This window comes from Marinomonas sp. PE14-40 (assembly GCF_051623805.1).
In the GTDB taxonomy this organism is placed as follows: Bacteria; Pseudomonadota; Gammaproteobacteria; order Pseudomonadales; family Marinomonadaceae; genus Marinomonas.
The window spans coordinates 4,879,188-4,902,474 of record NZ_CP130700.1; the positions used below are offsets into that span (position 1 = coordinate 4,879,188).

Annotated in this window: 16 protein-coding genes; 8 read left to right on the plus strand and 8 right to left on the minus strand. The window is 40.3% G+C overall.

The annotated features are described in order from the left end of the window. Positions 1-5 precede the first annotated feature (5 nt). Together Q0A08_RS22635 and Q0A08_RS22640 are read left to right on the plus strand one after the other, a co-directional pair. Entirely contained in the window at positions 6-1,259 is a 1,254-nt protein-coding gene (locus tag Q0A08_RS22635; RefSeq protein WP_438463780.1) for an ROK family transcriptional regulator, read from the plus strand. Next, positions 1,256-2,758, plus strand: coding sequence for a TyrR/PhhR family helix-turn-helix DNA-binding protein (locus Q0A08_RS22640; protein WP_438463781.1), 1,503 nt, complete (start codon positions 1,256-1,258; stop codon positions 2,756-2,758). The genes Q0A08_RS22635 and Q0A08_RS22640 overlap by 4 nt, the downstream gene beginning before the upstream one ends. A gap of 464 nt (positions 2,759-3,222) precedes the next feature. On the opposite strand, the gene Q0A08_RS22645 is transcribed toward Q0A08_RS22640, so the two are convergent. Together Q0A08_RS22645 and Q0A08_RS22650 are read right to left on the minus strand one after the other, a co-directional pair. Next, positions 3,223-3,414, minus strand: coding sequence for a hypothetical protein (locus Q0A08_RS22645; RefSeq protein ID WP_438463782.1), 192 nt, complete (start codon positions 3,412-3,414; stop codon positions 3,223-3,225). A gap of 600 nt (positions 3,415-4,014) precedes the next feature. Beyond that, positions 4,015-5,661 (minus strand): FMN-binding glutamate synthase family protein, encoded by a 1,647-nt coding sequence (locus tag Q0A08_RS22650; protein ID WP_438463783.1) that lies wholly within the window; start codon positions 5,659-5,661, stop codon positions 4,015-4,017. A gap of 323 nt (positions 5,662-5,984) precedes the next feature. Here Q0A08_RS22650 and Q0A08_RS22655 point away from each other — a divergent pair, with 323 nt between their 5' ends. Beyond that, the gene (locus Q0A08_RS22655; RefSeq protein ID WP_438463784.1) at positions 5,985-6,722 is read left to right on the plus strand and encodes a diguanylate cyclase; all 738 of its coding nucleotides are present in this window, start codon (positions 5,985-5,987) and stop codon (positions 6,720-6,722) included. A 249-nt stretch (positions 6,723-6,971) separates the two neighbouring features. Here the strand turns inward: Q0A08_RS22655 and Q0A08_RS22660 are convergent, their stop codons facing one another. The 3 genes from Q0A08_RS22660 to Q0A08_RS22670 all read right to left on the minus strand — a co-directional run bounded on the left by Q0A08_RS22660 (position 6,972) and on the right by Q0A08_RS22670 (position 10,630). Then, the gene (locus Q0A08_RS22660; RefSeq protein ID WP_438463785.1) at positions 6,972-7,154 is read right to left on the minus strand and encodes a hypothetical protein; all 183 of its coding nucleotides are present in this window, start codon (positions 7,152-7,154) and stop codon (positions 6,972-6,974) included. Between the two features lie 204 nt (positions 7,155-7,358). Continuing rightward, the gene (locus Q0A08_RS22665) at positions 7,359-8,771 is read right to left on the minus strand and encodes a sigma-54-dependent transcriptional regulator (protein ID WP_438463786.1); all 1,413 of its coding nucleotides are present in this window, start codon (positions 8,769-8,771) and stop codon (positions 7,359-7,361) included. Positions 8,772-8,917: 146 nt separating this feature from the next. After that, positions 8,918-10,630 carry a transporter substrate-binding domain-containing protein gene (locus tag Q0A08_RS22670; RefSeq protein ID WP_438463787.1) on the minus strand — a complete coding sequence of 571 codons (1,713 nt, stop codon included), beginning with the start codon at positions 10,628-10,630 and terminating at the stop codon, positions 8,918-8,920. A gap of 370 nt (positions 10,631-11,000) precedes the next feature. On the opposite strand from Q0A08_RS22670, the gene Q0A08_RS22675 reads away from it, so the two are divergent. Both Q0A08_RS22675 and Q0A08_RS22680 read left to right on the plus strand, forming a co-directional pair. Then, a complete protein-coding gene (locus Q0A08_RS22675; RefSeq protein WP_438463788.1) occupies positions 11,001-11,975 on the plus strand; it encodes a TAXI family TRAP transporter solute-binding subunit in 975 nt (324 codons plus the stop codon). A gap of 232 nt (positions 11,976-12,207) precedes the next feature. Next, entirely contained in the window at positions 12,208-14,826 is a 2,619-nt protein-coding gene (locus tag Q0A08_RS22680) for a TRAP transporter permease (protein ID WP_438463789.1), read from the plus strand. 187 nt (positions 14,827-15,013) lie between these two features. Here the strand turns inward: Q0A08_RS22680 and Q0A08_RS22685 are convergent, their stop codons facing one another. Together Q0A08_RS22685 and Q0A08_RS22690 are read right to left on the minus strand one after the other, a co-directional pair. Next, entirely contained in the window at positions 15,014-15,364 is a 351-nt protein-coding gene (locus Q0A08_RS22685; RefSeq protein ID WP_438463790.1) for a HopJ type III effector protein, read from the minus strand. Between the two features lie 70 nt (positions 15,365-15,434). Beyond that, positions 15,435-16,625, minus strand: a complete 1,191-nt coding sequence (locus tag Q0A08_RS22690) for a Bcr/CflA family multidrug efflux MFS transporter (RefSeq protein WP_438463791.1) — start codon at positions 16,623-16,625, stop codon at positions 15,435-15,437. Positions 16,626-16,898: 273 nt separating this feature from the next. Between Q0A08_RS22690 and Q0A08_RS22695 the strand changes: the two genes are divergently transcribed. The 3 genes from Q0A08_RS22695 (at position 16,899) to Q0A08_RS22705 (ending at position 20,582) form a co-directional block, all read left to right on the plus strand. After that, on the plus strand, positions 16,899-18,755 hold the full coding sequence (locus Q0A08_RS22695; RefSeq protein WP_438463792.1) for an ABC transporter ATP-binding protein: 1,857 nt from the start codon (positions 16,899-16,901) through the stop codon (positions 18,753-18,755). 359 nt (positions 18,756-19,114) lie between these two features. After that, on the plus strand, positions 19,115-19,987 hold the full coding sequence (gene rhlP / locus Q0A08_RS22700) for a rhombotarget lipoprotein (RefSeq protein ID WP_438463793.1): 873 nt from the start codon (positions 19,115-19,117) through the stop codon (positions 19,985-19,987). Between the two features lie 427 nt (positions 19,988-20,414). Then, complete coding sequence (locus tag Q0A08_RS22705; protein WP_231870328.1) at positions 20,415-20,582, plus strand: hypothetical protein; 168 nt, start codon at positions 20,415-20,417, stop codon at positions 20,580-20,582. Positions 20,583-21,173: 591 nt separating this feature from the next. Here the strand turns inward: Q0A08_RS22705 and Q0A08_RS22710 are convergent. Next, a complete protein-coding gene (locus Q0A08_RS22710; RefSeq protein WP_438463794.1) occupies positions 21,174-23,108 on the minus strand; it encodes a PhoX family protein in 1,935 nt (644 codons plus the stop codon). Positions 23,109-23,287: the final 179 nt, after the last annotated feature.

Genomic DNA, 23,287 nt, shown 5'->3' on the forward strand with positions numbered 1-23,287 from the left:
CTTTAATGAAGCATTCAGGTAGCACATCTGAACAAAGTCGTCTTTACAATGAACGCATTATTCTACAAGCGGTACGAGAGGCGCCTGGCATCTCTCGTGCTCACATTGCCGAACTTACAGGGCTCAGTGCGCAAACTATTTCGGTTATTACTTCTTATTTGATCGAGCAAGAGCTACTTTGTATCACGGGTAAAGTTAAGGGAAAGCGTGGCCAGCCTTCAATCAAACTAGAGATTAATGCTCAGGGTGCCTATGGTTTGGGGATCAATATAGATCGAGACCATATCAGTGCTGCGCTAGTTGATTTTAATGGTAAGTGCTTATTGTTACGTCATTGTGATGTGCATTTTCCAACTGAAACTGAGGCAAAACAAATTGCACTTGGATTAATTGAAGAGGTGCGTGAAACCCTGGGTGATACTTGGCAAAAAGTACAAGGTGTTGGCCTCACCATGCCTGACTATATGGCAGAGTGGCTAGAAAGCTTGGTGCATAAGGCTGATGAAGCGTTAGATCTAATGCATTTGAAAAATGCGATGGCGTATTGGGCTTCAGACGACTTTCAGCTGTGGTTGGCCCGTCATACTGAGAAAGCTGTTGTTTGTGAAAATGATGCAAACGCCTCGGCAATTAATGAGCTTCTCTTAAGTGGCGGTGAAATCTCCGCTCAAGACTTTTTCTATATCTTCATTGGCGCTGCCTGTGGAGGAGGAATAGTGTCCCGAGGGGAGTGTGTAAGAGGAGCAGCAGGTGGTGCCGGTAACTTTGGTTTGATACCTACAGCTAAAGGTGAATTGGGGGAGTGGATTCTAGAGGCCTTATCCAGTGTCTCCTTAAGGCGCTTTTTGACTAAAAAGCATTTAGATTACTCTCGACTTGAAACTGATCACTTGGATGAGGAGTTGCTTAGTGGAATAAAGCTGTGGAGCCAAAAGGTGGCTGCAGAAGTTACACCAGCTTTAATTAGTGTCATCGCTATTCAAGATCCTAAACGTATTCTTCTAGGTGGCCGTTTAAATTCCGTGGTGTTACAGCCTTTAATTCAAGCTCTGACTCATTCTCTTAAGGATCAAGCGCCTAAGGTGCTAAGTTTACCTAAGATAGAGGTCGCTGAAACAGCCATGACATCAAGTATTGTTGGGGCTGCGATTCTTCCTCTTTATCAAACCTTTTCGCCTTATCAATCACTGCTTCTGGTGTCAGATGGTAATGTGATACAACAAGCACTCAATTCTGTTAATGAGCCTGTAGTCGGATGATTTTAGAGATACATTGTCACGACCGAATCGGCATGGCTACTCAGGTTTTGGATCTATTCATTCCTTATGATATTGATTTAAAAGGAATTGAAATTGATAGAAAGCATGAGCGAATGTATTGCGCTTTTGCTGATATTGCATTTGAACAATTGCAAACTTTGCTGGCTGAAATTCGACGAATTGATGGTGTGATTGATGTTAAAACCGCTTTATTCACACCATCCGATCGAGCTCATAATGCTTTGTTTACCTTGTTAAAGACGCTCTCTGACGGTGTTGTGTCTTTGGATTTGTCTGGTTATATCATGATGGCAAACCAAGCGGCGATTGAAGATTTACAGTTGGATAAGCACTTTTTAGGCCAGCCTCTCAGCCAGTATCTTAAAGGTGTTCACTTTACTAAAGAGTACTTTTCCAGTGCTAATCTTACTAAGTTAAAACGCTTTCAAAGTAAGAGGGTAAGGTTAGCAGGTAAAACACTATTACTTGAAATGCTGCCTATCTATGTGCCGGGTGAAATCGAAGGTGAATCAGTCAGAGCGGGGGCTGTGCTGCAAATAAAATCCGAAGCTCGATTAGGCTTACAAGCACAAAAACTAAGGCGTGCTGCTGCACAAGATATTGTGCTCGACCAACTGGTAACCAAAAGTGCATTAATGCGTTCCTTATCTCGAAAATTGACGGCTTTCCTACCCATGGCAGCGCCTATATTTTTATCGGGAGAAGCCGGTGTTGGTAAGCAAGATTTGGTAAAAGCCATGATGCAAAGTTGGCAAAAACTAAATGGTTTTGGGCAAAGTAAATTAAAAAGTATTAGTGGTAATAAGCTCACTGCAAAGCATTTAGAGCCAAATCATAAAGGCCAATGGTGGATAATCAATGAACCTCAATGGATAGGTCCTGAAATGCAGCAACAAGTGTTGGATTACCTTGATTGCCTTGATGTTACTGGTTTTGACTATAGCCGTCTTATTTTTGTGTCAGAGCTTTCATTAGCTGAATTAGCTGAACAATACCCAGCACAGCAGGCATTCTTATATAGACTTGCCCAATTAACCTTGAACATGCCACCTTTAAGGTTGCGAAAACAAGACTTATCTGAATTAACCCATTATTACTGTCAGCTTGCTTGCGTTGATTTAAATAAACCTATGTTAAAGATAAGCAGAGCCGCCTTTAGTAAGCTCTCAATGCATTCTTGGCCTGGAAATTTAACGGAGCTAAGGCATGTCTGCTATCAAGCTTGTTTACTTACCAGTAAAAATATCATTGATATAGATGATATAAGCTTGGTAAGCCATACAAAAATGCAAGACACAGAATACGACGTTGAACTTTTAGACGGTTCACTAGATAAAACCATGAAACAGTTTGAAGCTAAGCTTTTAGCTAAGCTGTATCCAGAATACCCAAGTAGCCGTTTATTGGCTGAAAAGGTGGGGATGAGCCACAGTGCTGTGGCTAATAAGCTTAGGGAATATAGCATTAAGCAAAAATAGCCTGCTTTTGGTTGTTTATTACCTTGTCTAAGCTTGGTTTATTCATGATAAAAAAAGAGGCTAGAAAGCTAGCCTCTGGCTTTAATTAAATGCAAAGCTTCATGACCAAAAAGCATTTCATCAAACAAACCTAAACTGAGCAGTGTGAACTCATTGCAAGGTGTCGTCGTATCATCAGATGATGGTGCTATCTGAAAACAAGGAATAGTGTAAAAGGTAGGTAGGGTAAATAATCGGTGGAATCAGTTGAAGCTTAGCGAGTTTAAAGTAAATCTATATATTTGAGCATTAAGTGGCAAAACTAGCGAGTACGAATGAATGCGAACTTGTTGATAGGCTTGACTGAAATAGTTTGGTTTGGCTGGCTATAGATAATTCTGTTTGTGGTTGCAGTGTTTTAAAAACTATTTATTCAGGGAGAATAAGTTTTTTATTTGAAACAGGCCGTAGTGTGACAGTTAAGCTTAAGAGTTTAAGCTTAACTGCGGGTTTTGGGCTTTTACCTGAAAAACTGATTGGCTCTTGTTAATTAATTTAGCAACTAATGCATTAGTTTTTTTAGCAAGCTCATAAAAGCTATTTGCAGTATCTTGGCTGCTTGATTCAAATCCCCATTGCTTTAAAAGTGCTTCGTATTCTTGTTGTGAATCCATCATGTATTCCTCTTTAATTGTGAGATATGTTGTTTAATTACAACAAATTCATGATAAGACTCATTCTAGGTAAGAACAAACGATGCTTTTTCACTATTTAGGTTAGAAAAATTCATCTATTTCTTTCAGCTAGTGCTACTAGCGGAATGCTAAGGTCTTATTAAAGAAGGGGGGGATTCTTTTGGCAATTTAAGGAAACGACACTAGCTCCTACGGACTATATCTCTTTGGTTAAGTTAGCTGCGCTATTAAGGCGCTTTTCGTTTTTTAATTCCGGTAAGTCATAACCAAATAAATCTAAGCATGTTTTTTTAGAAAATAACATGTTTATCCTTGTGTTTTTTAATAAAACAGTTGAAATCTATACGTGTATAAAAGTGAATATGTCGCGATTAAAGAGGGGAGTAAAGAGAGTAAGAAAATTAAAACAGTATTTAGAATACTGTTTTTAAGAATAGCGCAGGTTAACCATGATGTTTTAGTGTTAGCGAATTTCATATTATTCACCCTTTTTATAAATCAGTATTCGAATATCCTAATTTATAAAAAGGGTCTAATAAATATCGATTATTGAAACTGAGTGTTTCAATAATGGTCTAAAAACTAAATTGTTTTAATTTTTAATTCAGGTGGTGGTAATTCATGCGAATCTTCAACATAGAAACTATCGCTATGTGCACCTTGCCACCATTGTAACCAAGGATAGGGGAGGCTTGGGTTAGAGGTTAAGTCACCTTCTACTAATGTTGGTATTGTAACACCTAGCGAAATACTTAAGTTATAACTTGTGCGCCTTTTTATCATGTTGGCGGTGAGTTGCTTGGGGTCTTCTAAACCTAAACTACCGACTAATTCAAAGAAGCTATGTAATGTGTTTCTTTGAAAATTAGCAACTCTTGACGCTTTCGCATCGATGTCTATCGCTTTTCCTCGAACTGGGTCCTGTGTGGCAATACCTGTTGGGCACTCGTTAGTATTACAAGATTTACTTTGGATGCAGCCCAAAGCCATCATCATGGTACGAGCAGCATTGACGGTATCTGCACCTGCTGCAATCTTACTTAAAAGATCAAAGCTTGAAGCTGTTTTGCCTGATGCTATGATTTTTATCTTTTGTCTAATACCACAGCCAATCAGCATGCTATTAGTGAGATAAACGGCATCTAAGCAGGTCATGCCTAAGCGATTTGAAAACTCAACAGGGGCTGCTCCAGTGCCACCTTCAGCGCCATCTACCGTGATAAAATCAGGATAGATGTCCATTTCAAGCATGGCTTTACATATGCTTAAAAACTCAGCTGGGTTGCCTAAGCAAAGTTTAAAGCCAATGGGTTTGCCCTCGCTTAGCTCTCTAAGTTTTTGAATAAAGCTTAACAATGCTTTAGGATTTTTGCATTCAGGGTGGGTTGAAGGTGAAACACAATCTTTATCTTTTGGAATACCGCGAACTTGCGCTATTTCATCGGTAATTTTGGCTTTAGGCAACACTCCGCCATGGCCTGGTTTTGCGCCTTGAGATAGCTTTATTTCAATCATTTTTATGGACTTGAGTGTGGCTGTTTTAGCAAAACTTGTTGGGCAAAAATCGCCATCATGAGTACGGCAGCCAAATAACCCCGATCCTATTTGCCAAACTAAATCACCGCCATGTTTTAAGTGATAAGGGCTAACGCTGCCTTCACCTGTATTGTGGCTAAAGCTTCCTTTAGAGGCTCCCATATTAAGTGCTTCAATTGCTTGGCTACTTAAAGCGCCAAAACTCATGGCAGAAATATTTAAATAGGCAGCATTGTAGGGTTGTAAGCATGCAGGCCCGCCAATGAGGACTCTTTTCTGTGTTTCTTTCACTTCTTTAGGTGCGAGTGAATGCCATAAGCTGAGATAGTTTTCTTCTAATAGTTCTCTTTGAGTACCAAATGCTATGGTGTCGCGAACGTTTTTAGCTCTTTGATATACCAAGCTACGTTGCTCTCGGTTAAAGGGTAATTCTTCTGTTTCGCTGGCAACAAAATACTGATGAATTTCTTTACGAAAATTTTCTAAGAAGTAACGGATATAGGCAGTTACTGGGTATAAACGGTTTAAACTGTGAGGGCTGAAGAAAATGTCATAAGCGCCGATTACCCCATAGCTAAGCGTTAAAGCTAAGCTAATTAAGGAGAGGCCAGAGCCTGTAATACTAAACCAAGTGAGTGTTACCAGGTTGCCTAAAATCGCTATGATCCAATAACAAATTTGCATTAGGGTCATTTTTGATTCCTTTTAAATAGAGGTTAAAAGCTAATAAGAGTATATGCATTAGGCCTAAAGTTAGTGTAATTAAGTCGTCTCCTTCATGTGACTAAAATGAAATTCAAGACTAAGCTCTATGATAAATAAAAGCTGAATTAGTTCGAATTTTTATTAGGTTTTTATTGAGTAGGAACTTCAAACTAGATGCATATTTGTTGCTCTAACACTTTTCAAGCATAGATAATCTCTAGCCTATTCTGAAGAATATTAAATAGAAATAACAAGGATTGTGTTTTTCCCCCATTAATTTACGACACTTGTCTAAATGCGGAAGAGAATGAATGAACTTGTTAACGACAAAGCAGGTAGTGATACGAATACTGGCAATCATTTTTATTGTTGAGTTGGTGATCATGTTTATCCTACAGCTGATTCCTCACAAATTAAGCTCCATAGTTGAAGCCGCCCTCGATGCCTCCATTTTAACTTTGGTATCACTCGCCCCTATCTATTTCTGGGTCATAAAGCCTTTTGTGGATGCGAACCAAGAGACAATCCTGCGCATCAATAAGTTGGCATTAACAGATCCTCTCACTCAACTAGGTAATCGACGCTATTTTCTCAGTTGTATGGAAAAGGTTATTTCTAGTAATAGCCGCTATAAAGAGCAGGCAGCGATCGTATTAATTGACCTTGATGGTTTTAAGAAGATTAATGACGAATTTGGTCATGAAGCTGGCGATGCTCTTCTAGTCGAAGTTTCGTCAAAGTTGCAGAGCCTCATTCGGCAAGAGGATGTTGTGGCTAGACTGGGTGGTGATGAGTTTGTGATACTGCTGCAACGTATGTATGGCAATAGTCTAGTAAACCGTGAAATTGTTCAACAAATTGGTATAGAGCTGGTGGGGCTTATTAATCAGCCTATACGCTATAAGGAACAGACCCTAAATGTTGGAGCAAGTGTTGGCATTAGATTGATTGATGGTGATGAGAAGGATGTTGATGCGCTTATTCGTGCTGCGGATGTTGCCATGTATCAAGCTAAAAAGCGGAACACACATAAAGTGGTATTTTCTTAAGCTTTTGAACTGAAGTTTGAGTTTTTGAATGGCGTGAGTTTGCTATAGGTTTGAGTGCTAGGCGTGACTAGAGTGAGTCACTCGAACTCTGAATTGAAACTTGCTAAGCATAGGCACAAAAAAAACCGATCAACGGGGAATTCGATCGGTTTTTGCTTGTTTCTTCAATTTTACTTTTCACGATTTACTTACTTTTCTTTATTACACTAAATTCATTAAAGCACAAAAAAGTAGAAATGACAGGAAAAATTAATTTCTATAACGTTTAGACTCTTGTTCTTGCTGCTTTTTTGCCTGTAGTTTACGGCGCATCTCTTCTTCAGTTTCTATGCGAATTGGTTTTAAAGATTGTACTTTAGCTTGCTTACTAATGTTTTTTGCCAACACGAATATAGCCAAGCAAACTGCTGAAAACATCATAAATTCGATCATATTGGCGTACTCCAGATTCTTAAACTTATTTTTACTATGACTGAATCATGGATGAAAAGGTTCAATAGGTAAAGTAAGAAAATTATGTTTTAAGTAATTTTTCTATGGGTTAAGTTAATTTATATAAGGTCAGTATGCGTTTATTCAAGGGGGAGTCCATTACGGGCTATTTCGATAAAGTGTCAAATAGCCCTGTTTAATGGCTTAATCTTTCATGTTTTTAAGGCGTTTACTTAAAGCTGGTTGTGATACGCCTAACATACGAGCAGCTAAAGATTGATTACCTTGAGCGCGGCTCATGGCTTCTAAAACCAATTGTTCAGCCATCTGGGTTAGGGTTGGTATAGGCATGTTTGGATGAAAGCTGACGCCTTCACCGTCATCTAGCTTGAGTTTGTCGTTATCAAATAAGTGAGTAAAGCTTGAAGTATCTAAAGTTTCCCCGTGACTCCGGCTTACTGCATCGTATACCAAGGCTTTAAGTTCACGAGCGTTTCCAGGGAAGGTATAACCGCTTAATAGCAAGGTCAGGCTTTTAGGGACTTTTAGAAGTTTTTTATCTATGTCATCACAAGCGAGTTTGACGAAATGCTCAATGAGCAGAGGCAAGTCAGAGAGTCTTTCACGTAGAGGCGGAATCTTAACCTGATGGGTCTTAAGGCGGAAGAATAAATCCTTTCTAAACTTACCTTCATCTTGTCTTTGCGCTAAGTTTTGGTGAGTCGCAACTATGACTCTAGCCTGAATTCGCTTAGGTTTATCGCTGCCTAATGGGTAATACTCACCCTCTTGTAGCAAGCGTAATAATTTAACCTGGGAGGCTAGGCTTAAATCACCAATTTCATCTAAGAAGAGAGTGCCGCCAGCTGCTTTTTCGACTAGGCCTGGTCTTTCTTTGTCAGCGCCGGTAAATGCCCCACGGCTGTGGCCAAATAAGGTGTCAGCAAAAATATCATCATCAAGCCCCGCTACATTGACTGTCACCAACTCACCTTTGCGGGAGCTAAGAGAGTGTGCAACATTGGCAAACAGCTCTTTACCTACGCCACTTTCACCACAAATTAGAATAGGTTGATTGGTTTTAGCAATTGACTCTAGGTATTTGAAAACTGACCACATAGATGAAGAGGCTGTAATAATAGCATCAAATAATTCTGGCTTTTGTAGCTCTGTTGTCAGAATTTGGCGTTTTAATACTTGGTTCTCGATGCTGAGTTCCTGAGTACGAATTGCTCGTCTGATCCCTTCAATGATTTGGCTTTGCTCTGTGGTTTTAACAAAGTAATCAAAGGCGCCTTGTTTTACACAATCAACTGCGGCTTCCACCTGATTAAGGCCACTAATGACGATAATGCATACATCTGGGTACTCTTCTTGAAACCAAGTTAGTAAGTCTCTACCGGATAGTTCAGGCATCGTTAGATCGAGCAATACCAAACCAGCATTTAGTTTTTTCATTAGCTCTGGCACCTTTCTAGGTTCAGAACAGGTATGAATGTTGGTGATATCGTTGCGTTCTAATGTGAGAGACATACTGCGTAAAAAAGATGTCTCGTCATCAACTAATAAGATAGGGAACTGCGGGTATAAACTTGATTCTGAATCTGAAACTAACATGTCATTAATACTTCTTTTAAAGTCAAAATGGATGTAATTAATAGGTATCAAAGAGCGAAATATTTAATGTGCCCATTATTCCCTAACTTGGTAGCAATCACATTATTTTGCGTCTCTTTGTTTATTAACTTAGGTTATTTATCTTTTTAAGGCATATAGCAGGGCAAACTAATTGTTACCGTTGTTCCTACTTGTTTAACTGAATCGAACTTCATATTACCTTCATGGGCTTGTACTATGCTGGCTGACACAGATAAGCCTAAGCCTGTGCCACCTTGTTCTCGTTTTGTGGTAAAAAATGGGTCAGTTAATCGAGAAAGTAAGGCATCATCAATACCGCAGCCTTGGTCTTCAACTTTTATGATGATGCGTGTTTGATCGACACTCAGTTTGCTCGACACCCTAATTCTTTGAGTTCTACTTTCTAGTGCATCACAGGCGTTAATAATCAGATTTATCATAACCTGCTCTATACGCTGAGCGCTGCCCATAATAAAGAGATGGTTGTTTTGTAGTTTAAGATCAAACTCATCTGTGGCGCTACGTATGGATTTATCAACCAATCTCACCGCTGTCTGAATAACCTTGTTTACATCCACCTCTTGCTTGATCTCATCGGGTTCTGAGCGAGCAAAATCTTTTAAGTCATTTACTATGTTTCTGATACGTATCGTACCTTGATCCATTTCATCCAACAGATATGGTAGCTCCTGTTTAATGCGGTTAAAGCTTAAGCCGGCAAGTTTAAACTCACCATGCTCTTCTGCGTGTGCCTCTAACTTAGGAAGTGCATCGACCCAAGCTTCCTTTAGCAGTGGCAAGTTAAGCATTAACAAACCTGTTGGATTATTAATTTCGTGTGCAACGCCCGATACTAGCACGCCTAAAGAGGCCATTTTATCGGCTTGAATTAATTGTTGCTGTTGTTGATGGATTTGAGAAGAGCGCTTTTCTACTTCTTTACGTAACATTGAGTTCCACACCACAATGCCGACCAAACTTAGTAAAAGTAGACTAACGGCAATACCTGCAATCTGGGCAATGATGTCCCAAGGTAAGCCCTTCTTTTCTAATGACCCTAGCCACTTTCCGTAAATTTCTTGTTGGCGGCCTGTGTTCTTTAAAATGGCAAGGCCTTCAGTGAAGCGAGAAATGAGTTCTTCATTTTTAGGAAGTACGCCATAGCCTAAACGCTGACCTTGAACTGGGCTTCCAATAGGATAAATATTATTAAGTCCCATCTCCTTGGTTAGATATAAGCTAGGTAAATTGGCGATTAAAGCAAAGTCACTTTTCCCCGCAGCTAGTTGTCTAAGAGCCTCTAAATGTGTTGGTGCAGGGACTATGATGGCCCCTAGGTCTTCATTAACTAAGTACTCATGCATGATGCTGGCATTCTGTACTATGACCTCTTTACCGCTAAGCATGCTGATATCGGCAATGCTGGGTGAATCGTCTCTCGCAAAGATGGACTGATTAACAATCGAGTGGGGTGGAGAAAAGAGAATGGTTTGAGCCCGAATGACAGAATAGGCAATACCTTGCAGAACATCTACATCGCCTTGATACAGGCCTTTCAGAGCCGTTTTCCAATCGCTCATGCGAAACTCAACTTCAAAACCCATTAAGTCAGCAATCGCCAGTGTTAGCTCGACATTATAACCATCGGGCTCGCCATACTGATTCACAAACTCATAAGGTGGGTAGCTGTGATCTGCGCCAATAATAAATACTGGCTTCTTCATTTTGATTACAGCGTTTGCTTCTTCTGCATGAAGAGATGATGCCAAAGTCGCTAATAGCAAAACTTGGATATAAACAATTAAGCTTATTAGGTTTAAATTCTTTAACGGCATCATTGCTTGATAAATTCACAGGTTAGGGTGTGAGTATGTTAACCAGTTGCAAATCAGATGAAAAGCGAACATTGATTAATCCAATAAATGCGTTTTTTAAAAGCTATAACAAAAGTTATAGCTATAGCTTTTATTATAAATCTCTTGTTAATCAATGATTTTAGGGCTTCAGCTCGAATAACTTTATTATCTTTAGAGATTTAAAAGAAAGGGGTATAACTTTTATTATAATGTCATTAACTTAAATTTACATGAGGAAATAAAAAACAAACCCTTATTAATCAATGTTTTATCCTGTTTTTTTTAAAGTTGGCATCTTGGTTGCTATGTAACGGCTAGTTAAACTGAATGACATAAAAATAACGAGGATACTATGACTATCAAAAAAGCAATTTTGAAAACTATGCTAGCTCCAGCACTTGCTGGTGCGTCTGTACTAGCTATGGCTGCTGGTGATAACTTCATCTCTATCGGTACTGGTGGTGTAACAGGGGTTTATTACCCAGCTGGTGGTTCTATTTGCCGTATGTTAAATAAAGAGCGTAAAGTTCATGGCATTCGTTGTTCAGTTGAATCAACAGGTGGTTCTGCTTATAACGTAAACAGCATTCGTTCAGGTGAGTTAGAGTTCGGTGTTGCTCAGTCTGACGTACAAGCGTCTGCACTAGCTGGTGTTGGTCAATTTGCTGATAATGCATATCCAGAGCTACGTTCTGTATTCTCTCTACATCCAGAGCCTATCCATATGATGGCTCGTGCTGATTCTGGCATCACTACATTCGAAGACCTTAAAGGTAAGCGCGTTAACATCGGTAACCCAGGTTCTGGTAACCGTGCCATGATGGAACTTCTTATGGCTGAACGTGGTTGGACTAAAGAAACTTTCCGTATCGCAGCTGAGCTTAAGTCTTCTGAGCAAGCACAAGCGTTATGTGATGATAAGTTCGACGTAACTATCTGGTTGTCTGGCCTTCCTAATGGTTCTGCTCAAGAAGCGACAACAACATGTGACGTAAACATGGTTCCGATGAACGACCTTGTTTCTAAAGCTATCTTGAAAGAACGTGGTGAATACTCTTCTGCAATCATCCCTGGTGGCATGTATTCTGGTAACGAAGAAGACATCGAAACATTTGGTCCTAAAGCAACTTTGGTAACTTCTACTGATGTACCTGAGCAAGTTGTTTATCAGTTGACTAAATCTGTATTTGAAAACTTCAACTCTTTCAAACGTCTACACCCTGCATTCAAACGCTTAACTCCTGAAGAAATGGCAAACACTGCACTAGTAGCGCCACTTCACCCAGGTGCTGCTAAGTACTACCGTGAAATGGGTTACATCAAGTAACTCTAATCAAAAAAGTTAATCTCAGCCTGCTAAATTTTTTTAGCAGGCTGTTTTAATTTTTTGACGAAGTGAACTAAATGTTCGCGCCCCGCGTTAAGAAAGTTTCTACCGTTTTTTAAGTTTTGGGTGGCTAGATTTAAGTCTGACCTGACATACGTCTAGCCACTCTTTTTTATTTGCGTTTGTTAATTCTATATAGATTGCCCTTTAGGTAATCCTGCTGGAGCCTAGTATGACTAGTGATGCGAAAGTATCTCCCACTTCGGAGCAACTGGACGACCTCATCGCTGAGGCAGATACGGGAAATCGACAGCCTAAAAGTCGTTTTGCCGTTGCTTTACTGTTTTTATTACCCTTAACTTGGTCCCTTTATCAATTATGGATTGGTTCACCGCTTCCTTCTCAAATAGGAATAGGTTTTTTAAACGATACTGAATCAAGAGCCCTCCATTTGGCATTTGCTGTCATGCTTGCCTTCCTTGCTTTCCCCGCTTTTAGCAAAAGCCCGAAAAATCGTATTCCTTATCTAGATTATGCGCTAGCTTTGGTTGCTGCTTTTTGTGCTAGCTACCTTTATTTGTTTTACGAAGATTTATCTCTTCGTCCAGGGCTGCCAACAACCCAAGACTTAGTTGTTGCAGGCATTGGTATCATGCTAACGCTTGAAGCTGCGCGCCGCTCATTAGGGCCGCCGTTGATGATAGTGGCACTCTTTTTCCTTGCTTATGTATTCTTCGGTGATAGCCAATATGTACCGGATATTCTACGTTGGAAAGGTGCGTCAATTGAAAAAGCCATGACCCACATGTGGTTAACCACAGAAGGTGTATTCGGTATTGCCTTAGGTGTCTCTTCTGGTTTTGTATTCTTATTTGTACTCTTTGGTGCTTTGTTGAACCAAGCGGGTGCTGGTAACTACTTTATTCAAGTTGCCTTCGCCTTACTTGGTCACATGCGTGGTGGTCCTGCGAAAGCGGCTGTTTTGTCTTCTGCTATGACAGGCCTAATCTCAGGATCTTCCATTGCTAACGTAGTGACAACGGGTACTTTCACTATTCCACTTATGAAAAAAGTGGGCTTTAGTGCTGAGAAAGCAGGCGCAGTTGAAGTATCTTCTTCTGTAAACGGTGTGATCATGCCACCTGTAATGGGGGCAGTTGCTTTCTTGATGGTTGAGTACGTAGGTATTTCCTACATTGAAGTGGTTAAGCATGCCTTCTTACCGGCAACCATTTCTTACATTGCTTTGCTTTACATTGTTCACCTAGAAGCGATGAAGAGTAATATGCAAGGCTTGCCACGTAGCACACCTGCTCGCCCTTGGAAGATTCAATTACTACGCTCTGGCTTAATTACGGCGAGTATGTTGATACTGGCTGGCGTACTTTACTACTTTGTCGTAGCAATTAAGTGGCTGTTTGGAGATCTGGCAAATATTGCTTTGTTGTCTTTCGTTGTATTTGGCTACTTTGGTTTATTATACCTTTCTGCTAAAAAGCCTGATCTAGCAATGGATGATGCGAAAGCAGAAATCGTACGCTTGCCTAAATTTGCTGATATTTACCAGTCTGGTTTGTACTACCTAGTGCCACTTGTATTGCTAATCTGGTTCTTAATGGTAGAACGTAAGTCTCCAGGTTTATCTGCATTCTGGGCATGTATGTTAATGGCATTTATCCTGTTTACTCAAAAGCCACTTAAGGCTTGGATGCGTAAACAAGGTGAAATCAAGAAAGCCTGCTTTGATGGCTTAGTTGATCTCGCGGATGGCCTAAACACAGGTGCCCGTAACATGATAGGTATCGGTGTAGCGACAGCAACAGCGGGTATCATTGTCGGTACTGTGACTTTGACAGGTATTGGCCAAGTAATGGCTGAGTTTGTTGAGATAGTTTCAGGTGGTGTACTTATCATCATGCTATTGATGGTTGCGCTAATCAGTCTTGTACTGGGTATGGGTTTACCAACAACAGCTAACTATATTGTAGTTTCTTCTTTGATGGCGAGCGTAGTGGTAGAGCTAGGTGCTCAAAACGGCCTAATCGTACCGCTAATCGCGATTCATATGTTCGTGTTTTACTTTGGCATAATGGCGGATGTGACCCCCCCGGTTGGGCTCGCCTCATTTGCCGCGGCGGCTGTTTCTGGTGGTGATCCCATCAAAACAGGTTTTACCGCCTTTTTCTATTCGATGAGAACGGCACTATTGCCTTTCTTATTCATCTTTAATACAGATTTGCTGTTAATTGATGTGACATTCGCTCAAGGGGTAATGGTCTTTATTGTTTCCCTCGCCGCTATGTTGATCTTTGCTGCAGCGACTCAAGGCTACTTCTTTAGTAAGAGTCGTTGGTACGAATCTGCATTGTTGTTGTTGGTTGCATTTACCTTGTTCCGCCCAGGTTTCTGGTTGGATCAAATCCTCGAACCTTTCGAGGAGCGTGGAGCAACTAGCATGATGGCATACATTGATGAATCACCAGATCTACAGCAATTACGTATTTCTGTTGAAGGTGAAAACATTGACGGTCGTTGGGTAAGTAAAACCGTTAACATTCCAATTGCCAAAGGTGATAGTGCTGGGGACCGTTTGTATGACGGCGCAGGTATGGAAGTACGCGAAGAGAACGGTGCTATCTATATCGATAACCTAGTATTTGGTGGTTATGCAGAAGCTCAGAAATTGGACTTTGATTGGCAAGTGACTCGCTTCCAGTTAGAAACTGAAAGACCCGCTAAAGAGTGGTTCTTTATCCCTGCATTCTTGATTGCCTTTGCTGTCATGAAGATTCAAAAGGGACGTCGTGAAGAAGATGAAGATGCGAACAAAGTAGTGACAAGCGCAAGCTAGCCACAGACTTTTCGTCATACATCTATTTGCAGACATAAAAAAACCTAGTGTTGATTAGATCAACACTAGGTTTTTTGCGTTATATAAAGCTTAACCTTTCCCCGAAGCATAATTTGGAAAGAAAGGATTAGATACTTTTTCTACTAAGTCCTAGTAGCTAAATCTTAGAGGTTAAGTTTTTTAGCAATTAAGTTTTAGGTGTCAGCGAAATAGATTCGAAATTAACGCCATCCCAGCCGTGGATCATGAACTGACGAATGTTTTGATGATCTTTGCCTTCAGGGTTTTGCAGTACATCAAGGCGATAAAAATCACCGAACAGCTGCAGTGTCGCTGCTGCATCTAGGCTATGTAGCTTAGCAAAGGTGAAAATCTTGCAAGAGCCATTGTTTTGGCCTGCTTCATTTTTTTGTTCGCCATTTTGAAAACTTGCTGCTTGAAACTGGTACTCATTGTCTATGGTCGCCATAGTGTCAGTGAAGGCAATTTCTTCTGGTGTGCTTTTTACTTTTTCAATTAATTCACTGCTATGTAACATTTTATGTCCTATCTTGTGGGGATTTAAAAGAGGATGACAAAGGTCTTGTTATCCTCTTGATATTGAAATTCTATTTGTTCGTAGTCGCACTTTGTTTACAAAATAAATGATAACAAGTAAAAGAAGCAAGACCACAGGCTGCCATAATGCCTAGCATGGGGGTGAAGCTATCGTTATGAAGAATACTCACCAAAATACCGCCTACTGCGCCCATAGAGAAACGTGTTGTCCCTGCTAAGGCAGTCACGCTGCCATTTAAATTACCAGCATGTTGCATCGCACCAGCCATAAGGCCACCACCTAATATGCCAAGGCAGCCAACAAAAATAATAATCGGTAAAATTAAAATAGATAAGCTAGGTTTGGAAAAAAACATCAAGCTAAACATGATAAGTGAGCAAGTAAGCACGGCTTTTAGTGCATATTCGGTCACTTTTCTCGCTCCAATTTTGTCAATTAGACGAGCATTGATGGTCGTTGCAAGCATCATGGCAATCATATTAAGAGCGAACAAGATACCAAACATTTGTTCACTCACACCATAAAACTCGATATAGACATAGGCTGAGCCAGTGATAAAAGTGATCATGCCGGTAAAGTGAAAGGCACCAGTGAGTATATGTCCCATTACAAGTGGGTTTCTTAGGAGCCTGTAGTAGTTTAAAAGGGCGCTTTTAAGAGCTAGAGGGTGACGCTTTTCAGGGGCCAAAGTCTCTGGGATTTTGTAATAAAACAAGCTGGCACTGATTAAGGTAATTAAGGCTAAAAAGACAAAAATGTAATGCCAATCTAGGATGAGTAAGATTGCACCGCCGACAAGGGGGGCGATAAGAGGGGCAACAGACATAACTAACATAATGTAAGACATTGCTTTGGCAAATTGATCTGGGCTCAAGCCATCCTTCACCAAAGATTGGTTGGCTACGGCAACACCTGCGCCACCAAAGGCTTGGATCGCACGACCTAACATTAGGCTATTAAAGTCGGTGCTAAAAATACAAATTAAGGTACCGATAAAAAAGACAGCCATGCCGAACAAGAGAACTTTACGACGACCATAAGCATCTGAAATTGGCCCATATAAAAGTTGAGAAAAAGCATAAACACCAAGATAGATACTAATTGTAAGCTGAACTAAATTAATATCCGTATTAATAGATTCGGCAATGGCAGGGATACTTGGTAGATAAGTATCTATCGCTAGTGGCGTTAACGCACTTAGCAAGCCAAGAATTAAAATCGTACCTAAATTGAGCGTCATTAGTGAATGCGGACCTTATATAGTGATGGCAGTTAAGGGCGAGAGTATACGGGATTTTGGGATGAAAGCGCATAGGTGACTCGTTTTGAGATCTTTACTCATTTTTTGCATTTTTCCCCAGTGTTACACACGAATTTTAACTTTCTGTTGTGCTAAATAAGGCTTCTCTTGTGTTAATCTAAAGTCTTTCCCTCCTTGTTTTGAATACGCGTTTTAAAAGGAGAGTACTCTCTATTTTCTGTTATCCTACTCTGGATAATATAAAGGATACTTATGTTAGGTTTTTTTGAAAAATGGACTCAACCTTTTCCTGATGATGAACCCACTCAGCCTCCGACGGGCTTGATTGCGTTTTGTCGTCATTATACTAAAGGCTTTGGACGGCCTTTAATCATAATGTCATTACTGACAGCCTTACTTGCCATTTTAGAAGTTATCCTTTTTGACTTTATGGGTAAACTGGTTGATTGGTTGTCAACTAAGACCCCTGAAACCTTTCTACAGCAAGAAGGTATGAGCCTAATTTACATGTCACTCATGTTATTGATTGCTCTTCCTATTGTGGTCTTTATCCACTCTTGCGTGGTGCATCAAACGCTAATGGGGAATTTCCCCATGATGATACGATGGATGGCCCACCGATATTTACTAAAACAAAGCGTCTCCTTCTATCAAGATGACTTTGCTGGACGTGTTGCAACTAAGGTGCTTCAAACGTCATTAGCTGTACGTGAAGCTGTGATGAAGTTGTTAGATGTCTTGGTCTTTATTCTGGTGTATTTCATCTCCATGTTGGTCATAGTGGCTCAATCGGATTGGCGTCTTATGTTGCCTATGCTGGTTTGGTTAGTATGTTATACCTGTGTGCAGCTCTATTTTGTGCCTAAATTGAAGCAAATATCGTCTTTACAGGCAGATGCAAGATCGACCATGACTGGACGTATCGTAGACAGTTACACCAATATCAATACCGTTAAGTTATTCTCTCATGATAAGCGTGAGGCTAATTATGCCCAAGAAAGTATGGATGGCTTTTTGGTGACGACTTACAAGCAAATGCGTTTAGTGACTTTCTTGAATGTCAGTGTTCAAGGGCTTAACTACATCTTGTCATTTAGTGTTGCTTGTCTGTCGATTTGGTTATGGATGCAAAATGCGGTATCGGTCGGTGCTATCGCCATTGCCATTGCTATGGCACTTAGATTAAACGGTATGTCCCAGTGGATTATGTGGGAAATCGGTGGCTTGTTTGAACATATTGGTACTGTGGCAGATGGCATGAAAACCTTGTCTAAAGCTCAAACAGTATTAGACAAAGAAGGTGCGCCAAAATTAAATGTTGAGAAAGGTGAAATTCATTACCAGAATACGCGTTTTCAATATGGCAAAGACGAAGGCGGTATAGACGGACTGAACCTGCAAATTAAAGCAGGAGAAAAGGTTGGGTTAGTCGGGCGATCTGGTGCAGGTAAATCTACCTTGGTAAATCTATTGATGCGCTTTTATGACGTGGAAGGCGGTAAAATCAAGATAGACGGCCAAGATATCAGTGACGTACAGCAAGACAGTTTACGTGCTCAAATCGGCATGGTAACTCAGGATACGTCCTTGTTACATCGTACTGTGAGAGAGAATCTTTTGTATGGCAGACCGGATGCCACTGAAGAAGAAATGATTGCCGCAGCAAAACGTGCAGAAGCCCATGACTTTATTTTGACCTTGTCTGATCCTCATGGCAATGTTGGTTATGATGCCATGGTCGGAGAGCGTGGAGTCAAGCTATCGGGCGGGCAGCGCCAGCGTGTTGCTATTGCCCGAGTGCTATTAAAAGATGCACCACTTCTGGTATTAGATGAAGCCACTTCAGCATTGGATTCAGAAGTTGAAGCATCTATCCAAGTGAGTTTAAATCGCTTAATGAAAGGCAAAACTGTTATTGCTATTGCCCACAGACTTTCAACTATCGCAGCCATGGACAGACTTATCGTGATGGATGATGGCAAGGTAGTCGAACAAGGCACTCATGATGAACTTAGCCAATCTGGTGGTATCTATGCGCAACTTTGGGCTCACCAAACAGGTGGTTTCCTAGCAGAAGACATTGAGCCTGAAGAAGAGCAGTGCGTTTAAAGTAAATACGCGCCTCAATAGTGAAAAAAGGCCCTTCTCATGAAGGGCTTTTATTATCTGAAATACGGTAAAAAAGTATCTGAATTTTACTATAGCCCTTCTTATTTTGAGAATGAGGACATAAGACGTTATTGATGTTTTTTCTAAAACTTAACTACTTATTTACCATTGTTAATATTTCTACTTTTAAAATTCTTGTGTTTTCTAATCCATTTGATCGTTCTGTAGATACCAGATAACTTGAAAAGCATTTTCAAAACAATGAGTTTTATGTCAATTTAAAGTAAGTAAACAAATTGGCTGTGATTTTAGTCCGTTAATGAGTGTGAGCAGCTGGAGTATTATTTTGCGAGGGATATATGGCGATTTTTAATTCAATGAAGTCTTTGGTTGTTCTTATTGCGTTAGTTGCTTTAGGTTTATCAGGCTGTTCAAGTCAAAGAATAAACACAAAAAGTAGTGTTATGGAGTATCTCTACCCGACATCAGAAAACTTTTTAGTGGCAACTTCTACTCCCCACTTAAAGCTGCCCTTACGTGTTGGAGTCGCCTTTGTACCAGAAAGTTCAGACAACAACTCTTCCAATAATATTTGGACAGGTAAATCTTATTCAGGACAAATTACTGAATTTAAAAAGAATCAAATTTTAGAGAGAGTCTCTGATAACTTCAGAGAGTTAAAATTTGTGAGTAGTATAGAAGTGATTCCTTCAGCTTATCTTACTCCAGGAGGCAGCTTCTCTAATATTTCTCAAATTAAGACCATGTATGGCATAGATGTAATTGCTTTAGTCTCCTATGACCAAGTTCAGTTTACCGATGAGGGCGCGCTGTCACTAAGTTACTGGACGATTGTTGGTGCTTATCTAGTGTCAGGTGAAAAAAATGATACAAGTACTCTAATGGATACGGTTGTATACGATATTGAAAGTAAATCAATGCTTTTTAGGGCACCAGGTACCAGCAGAGTGCTTGGTAAATCAACCTTGGTTAATTTAAGTGAGGAGCTTAGGGCTGATAGTATTAAAGGTTTTGAAGATGCAGCTGATGACATGGTTATCAACTTAAAAAATCAGCTATCGACTTTCCAAGAACGTATTAAAGAAAACCCTGAGAAAGTGAAAATAAGTAATCGAGATGGAGCAGGGTCTTTAGGGGTGACACCTCTTATCATTCTGCTTCTTCTATTGGTTGCCGCTAGATTAAGAAAATACTATGGCGCTCTTAATTAATACTCTCGTATAGCGATTACAAATAGAGCCCTTCAATGAAAGAGGGGCTCATTTATAGTTAATGATTAAATCTCTAGCAAGTATCAACTAATGACGCACGTCAATTTTGGTTGAAAATTATACTTGCCACTAAAATAATTAGCTGTTAGCCTCAATGGTGATTTATTTAAGCAAATCCTCGAACTAAATTCCTCGATTTCAGTCTTACCTAAGAATGCGTAAGCAAGATTAAAAAATCCAAATGTTAAAGCTAAATTATTGAACAACGAAATACAGAAAATGTTGCGTCCTGTACTCAATTCCAATTAAGTTCGCTATTTGAGATGGTGATAAAATAGAAGAACTTCAGAATTAAATCGTTATACGATAATGAGGCTTATTAGAAATGATGCGTCGCTTAAGCTGCGCCTTTATAGTGAGTTTTATTATGACTATTATATTTAATGGTACACAGATCCAAGTTAAACAACCGGTTCACTCGATTTCGGTTCATAAAAACCGAGTGGTATTTACTGATGCTCAAGGTGAAAAGAGCGCTCAGTTTTCAACGGTTAATGAACGCCGTGATTTTATTAGCAAGTTAGTGAACAGCTAGTAAAGCCAAAGCAAAACCCCCGATACTTTCTGTATTGGGGTAATTTTCAAAACTCTTTTCTGCTCCACTCCATACCCTGTTCCTATTGTTTTTCATTTCTCTTTTTTACTTTTTTAGTTCTGTTTAGCTTTAAATGAAAGAAGCAATTAAGCAAGATCGACAGGTCAGTGGTCATCACAGTGATCACCTTGAGGGTGATGTAGAATGCAGTCAACTAGATAGTCTATATGGTTTCCATTCTTAATGGCTGTGTGTCCACAGTTTGGGCCATGTTCATGGTCTGTGAGAGAGTGTGTTTGAGCAAGGCATATTCTAAGCTCCTGGAGTTAATAGGGTATTCCATAAATAGGTTAGTTGCTAACTTATAAAAGTGTTATATCTATGTCTTTGCTGCCTCATTGAAGAAGAGTCAGAGTTGTATCTTTTAAAGATAAAGTCCAAAAGGAGGGCTTAGCCTGAGAGGTGATACGGCATCAAAAAAAAGCATTGTGCTTTGTTCATTTGTTATGGCTATTTCATATCTATAAATAAAAAAAACGCCCTTAGGTTGAAGGGCGTTCTTTTGCTTTGCTACACAATATTTGACTTTAATTAAGCGCCAATTACACCGCCGTCTTTACGTGTAATAACGATCACAGTAGAGCGAGGTTTGCTGTTGCCGCCTTCTGGGAAGTGGGCATCAGGGTGCTGAATACCAACAAACATAGACTTACTGTCTGTACTGAATTCTAGACCTGTGATTTCACAACCTACTGGGCCCGTCATGAAACGATGGATTTCACCTGTATCAGGATCAGCACATAACATTTGGTTGTTACCTTGGCCTAGGAAGTCACCTTTGTTTTTATAGTTGCCGTCTGTTTGAATCCATAAACGACCGCCTTGGTCAAAACCAATACCATCAGGGCTGTTAAACATGTTGTGAGAACCAATGTTGTGGCTACCTGCATAAGCATCTTGATGCTGATTTGGGTTGCCAGCCACTAGATATAGGTCCCAGTTGAACTTGTCTGCTCTGTGGTCACCATTTGGTGGTGTCCAACGCACGATTTGACCATAGTGGTTTGCCGCTCTTGGATTAGGGCCGCCTACTGGTTGGCCTTCTTTACCACGGTTTTTGTTGTTGGTTAGTGTGCAATAAACTTGGTGTCCTTCAGGATGCACTGCAATCCACTCAGGACGGTCCATGGTTGTCGCACCAACGTGTTTAGCGGCTTTACGTGTGTAAATAAGTACTTCAGCTTGATCAGCAAAACCATTTTCTGGTGTTAGGCCATTCTTACCGAAAGTTAGTTCAACCCATTCGCCTGCACCTTTATCCTGAGTCATAGAGAACTTAGCAACGTAAAGTGTGCCTTCTACTAATAGATTGCGGTTAGCATCTGGGTTGTTGGCATTGTACTTGTGTTTAGAAATAAATTTGTAGATATGTGCGCCACGCTCATCATCACCCATGTAAGCGACAACAGTACCATCGTAGTTTACGTGGATTGCAACGTTTTCGTGTTTGAAGCGGCCCATTGCTGTGCGCTTAAGCGGTGTTGATTTAGGATCTTTAGGGTCGATCTCAACAATCCAACCAAACTTATGAGGCTCATTTGGGTTTTTACCAAAATCAAAACGCTCATCTTGTTTGTACCATTGGTAGCGCTTTTCATTGTTTTTGATGCCGTACATTTTCTGTTCTTCTGTACGAGCAATACTTTCGTCAGCGCCAAAGTAACCGTTGAAGTTTTCTTCACACGTTAGGTAAGTGCCCCAAGGTGTCGAGCCATTTGAGCAGTTGTTCATAGTACCGAAAACTTGAGTACCGCTCGGGTCTTTTTTCGTTTTCAATAGATCATGGCCAGCCGCTGGGCCCGTCAATTTCATTTCTGTTTGAACGTGAATACGACGGTTGAAGTTAGAGTTGTCTAGTACGCGCCAGTAGTTGTGTTGGTCACGTTCAACTTCCATGATAGAAACACCATGAGCGTGTTGCGCTTTTAGTACGTCATCTTTAGATAGACTGTCGCCACCGTTTGCAAAAAGGTATTTGTAGTTAGTGTATTCGTTGTTGATTGCTAGGATTGCACGGTCTTCGCTTAATGGAAATAAGCTCATGCCGTCTGTATTATCACCAAATTGTAGCGCTTGGCTGGCCGCATTCGCGTTACCGCTAGGGTCAAATTTTGGTGCGTTAGCAAATAATGGATCTCCCCAAGAAACCAAGCTCTGCCACTGGTAGCCATCAGGTAAAACAACAGTATCTGCCGTTGATGTACCAATGGCATCAAAGCCAATTAATGGTGATTTTGCCATTGCGTGTTTACCCATGCCAGATGCCACTGCATTACCAACACTTGAAAAAGCAAAGAAGCCACCTAGGCCTGCTGTAGCGCTTGCCCCAAAAAAACGACGACGACTGATTGCAGTATCAACAAGCTTGTTAAAAGTCGGTTCTAATGCTGTTAGCTCATTTTCTTGTATTGTATGTTCTTGAGCTTCTGACAAGGATAACTCTTTGTTCTGTAATTCTTTGCTCATGGTATACATCAGTACTGCCCTACCTATTTTATTGCTATGAGAAGATTATTAAACGCGTGTTTAGTTTTAAGCCTGCTCACAGGTTAGTGAGTCTTTGTTGCAATTAAATGGCAGTTTTAAGGCATTTTTGCGCTGTTTATATTTCAGTGCGGGTATGAGGTTAGGTTGAATATTAGATG

Excerpts from the sequence above, each read along its gene's own strand:
- Q0A08_RS22635 (WP_438463780.1), top strand. The coding sequence starts at position 6 with ATGAAGCATTCAGGTAGCACATCTGAACAAAGTCGTCTTTACAATGAA.
- Q0A08_RS22640 (WP_438463781.1), top strand. The coding sequence starts at position 1,256 with ATGATTTTAGAGATACATTGTCACGACCGAATCGGCATGGCTACTCAG.
- Q0A08_RS22645 (WP_438463782.1), bottom strand. The coding sequence starts at position 3,414 with ATGATGGATTCACAACAAGAATACGAAGCACTTTTAAAGCAATGGGGA.
- Q0A08_RS22650 (WP_438463783.1), bottom strand. The coding sequence starts at position 5,661 with ATGACCCTAATGCAAATTTGTTATTGGATCATAGCGATTTTAGGCAAC.
- Q0A08_RS22655 (WP_438463784.1), top strand. The coding sequence starts at position 5,985 with ATGAACTTGTTAACGACAAAGCAGGTAGTGATACGAATACTGGCAATC.
- Q0A08_RS22660 (WP_438463785.1), bottom strand. The coding sequence starts at position 7,154 with ATGATCGAATTTATGATGTTTTCAGCAGTTTGCTTGGCTATATTCGTG.
- Q0A08_RS22665 (WP_438463786.1), bottom strand. The coding sequence starts at position 8,771 with ATGTTAGTTTCAGATTCAGAATCAAGTTTATACCCGCAGTTCCCTATC.
- Q0A08_RS22670 (WP_438463787.1), bottom strand. The coding sequence starts at position 10,630 with ATGATGCCGTTAAAGAATTTAAACCTAATAAGCTTAATTGTTTATATC.
- Q0A08_RS22675 (WP_438463788.1), top strand. The coding sequence starts at position 11,001 with ATGACTATCAAAAAAGCAATTTTGAAAACTATGCTAGCTCCAGCACTT.
- Q0A08_RS22680 (WP_438463789.1), top strand. The coding sequence starts at position 12,208 with ATGACTAGTGATGCGAAAGTATCTCCCACTTCGGAGCAACTGGACGAC.
- Q0A08_RS22685 (WP_438463790.1), bottom strand. The coding sequence starts at position 15,364 with ATGTTACATAGCAGTGAATTAATTGAAAAAGTAAAAAGCACACCAGAA.
- Q0A08_RS22690 (WP_438463791.1), bottom strand. The coding sequence starts at position 16,625 with ATGACGCTCAATTTAGGTACGATTTTAATTCTTGGCTTGCTAAGTGCG.
- Q0A08_RS22695 (WP_438463792.1), top strand. The coding sequence starts at position 16,899 with ATGTTAGGTTTTTTTGAAAAATGGACTCAACCTTTTCCTGATGATGAA.
- rhlP (WP_438463793.1), top strand. The coding sequence starts at position 19,115 with ATGGCGATTTTTAATTCAATGAAGTCTTTGGTTGTTCTTATTGCGTTA.
- Q0A08_RS22705 (WP_231870328.1), top strand. The coding sequence starts at position 20,415 with ATGACTATTATATTTAATGGTACACAGATCCAAGTTAAACAACCGGTT.
- Q0A08_RS22710 (WP_438463794.1), bottom strand. The coding sequence starts at position 23,108 with ATGAGCAAAGAATTACAGAACAAAGAGTTATCCTTGTCAGAAGCTCAA.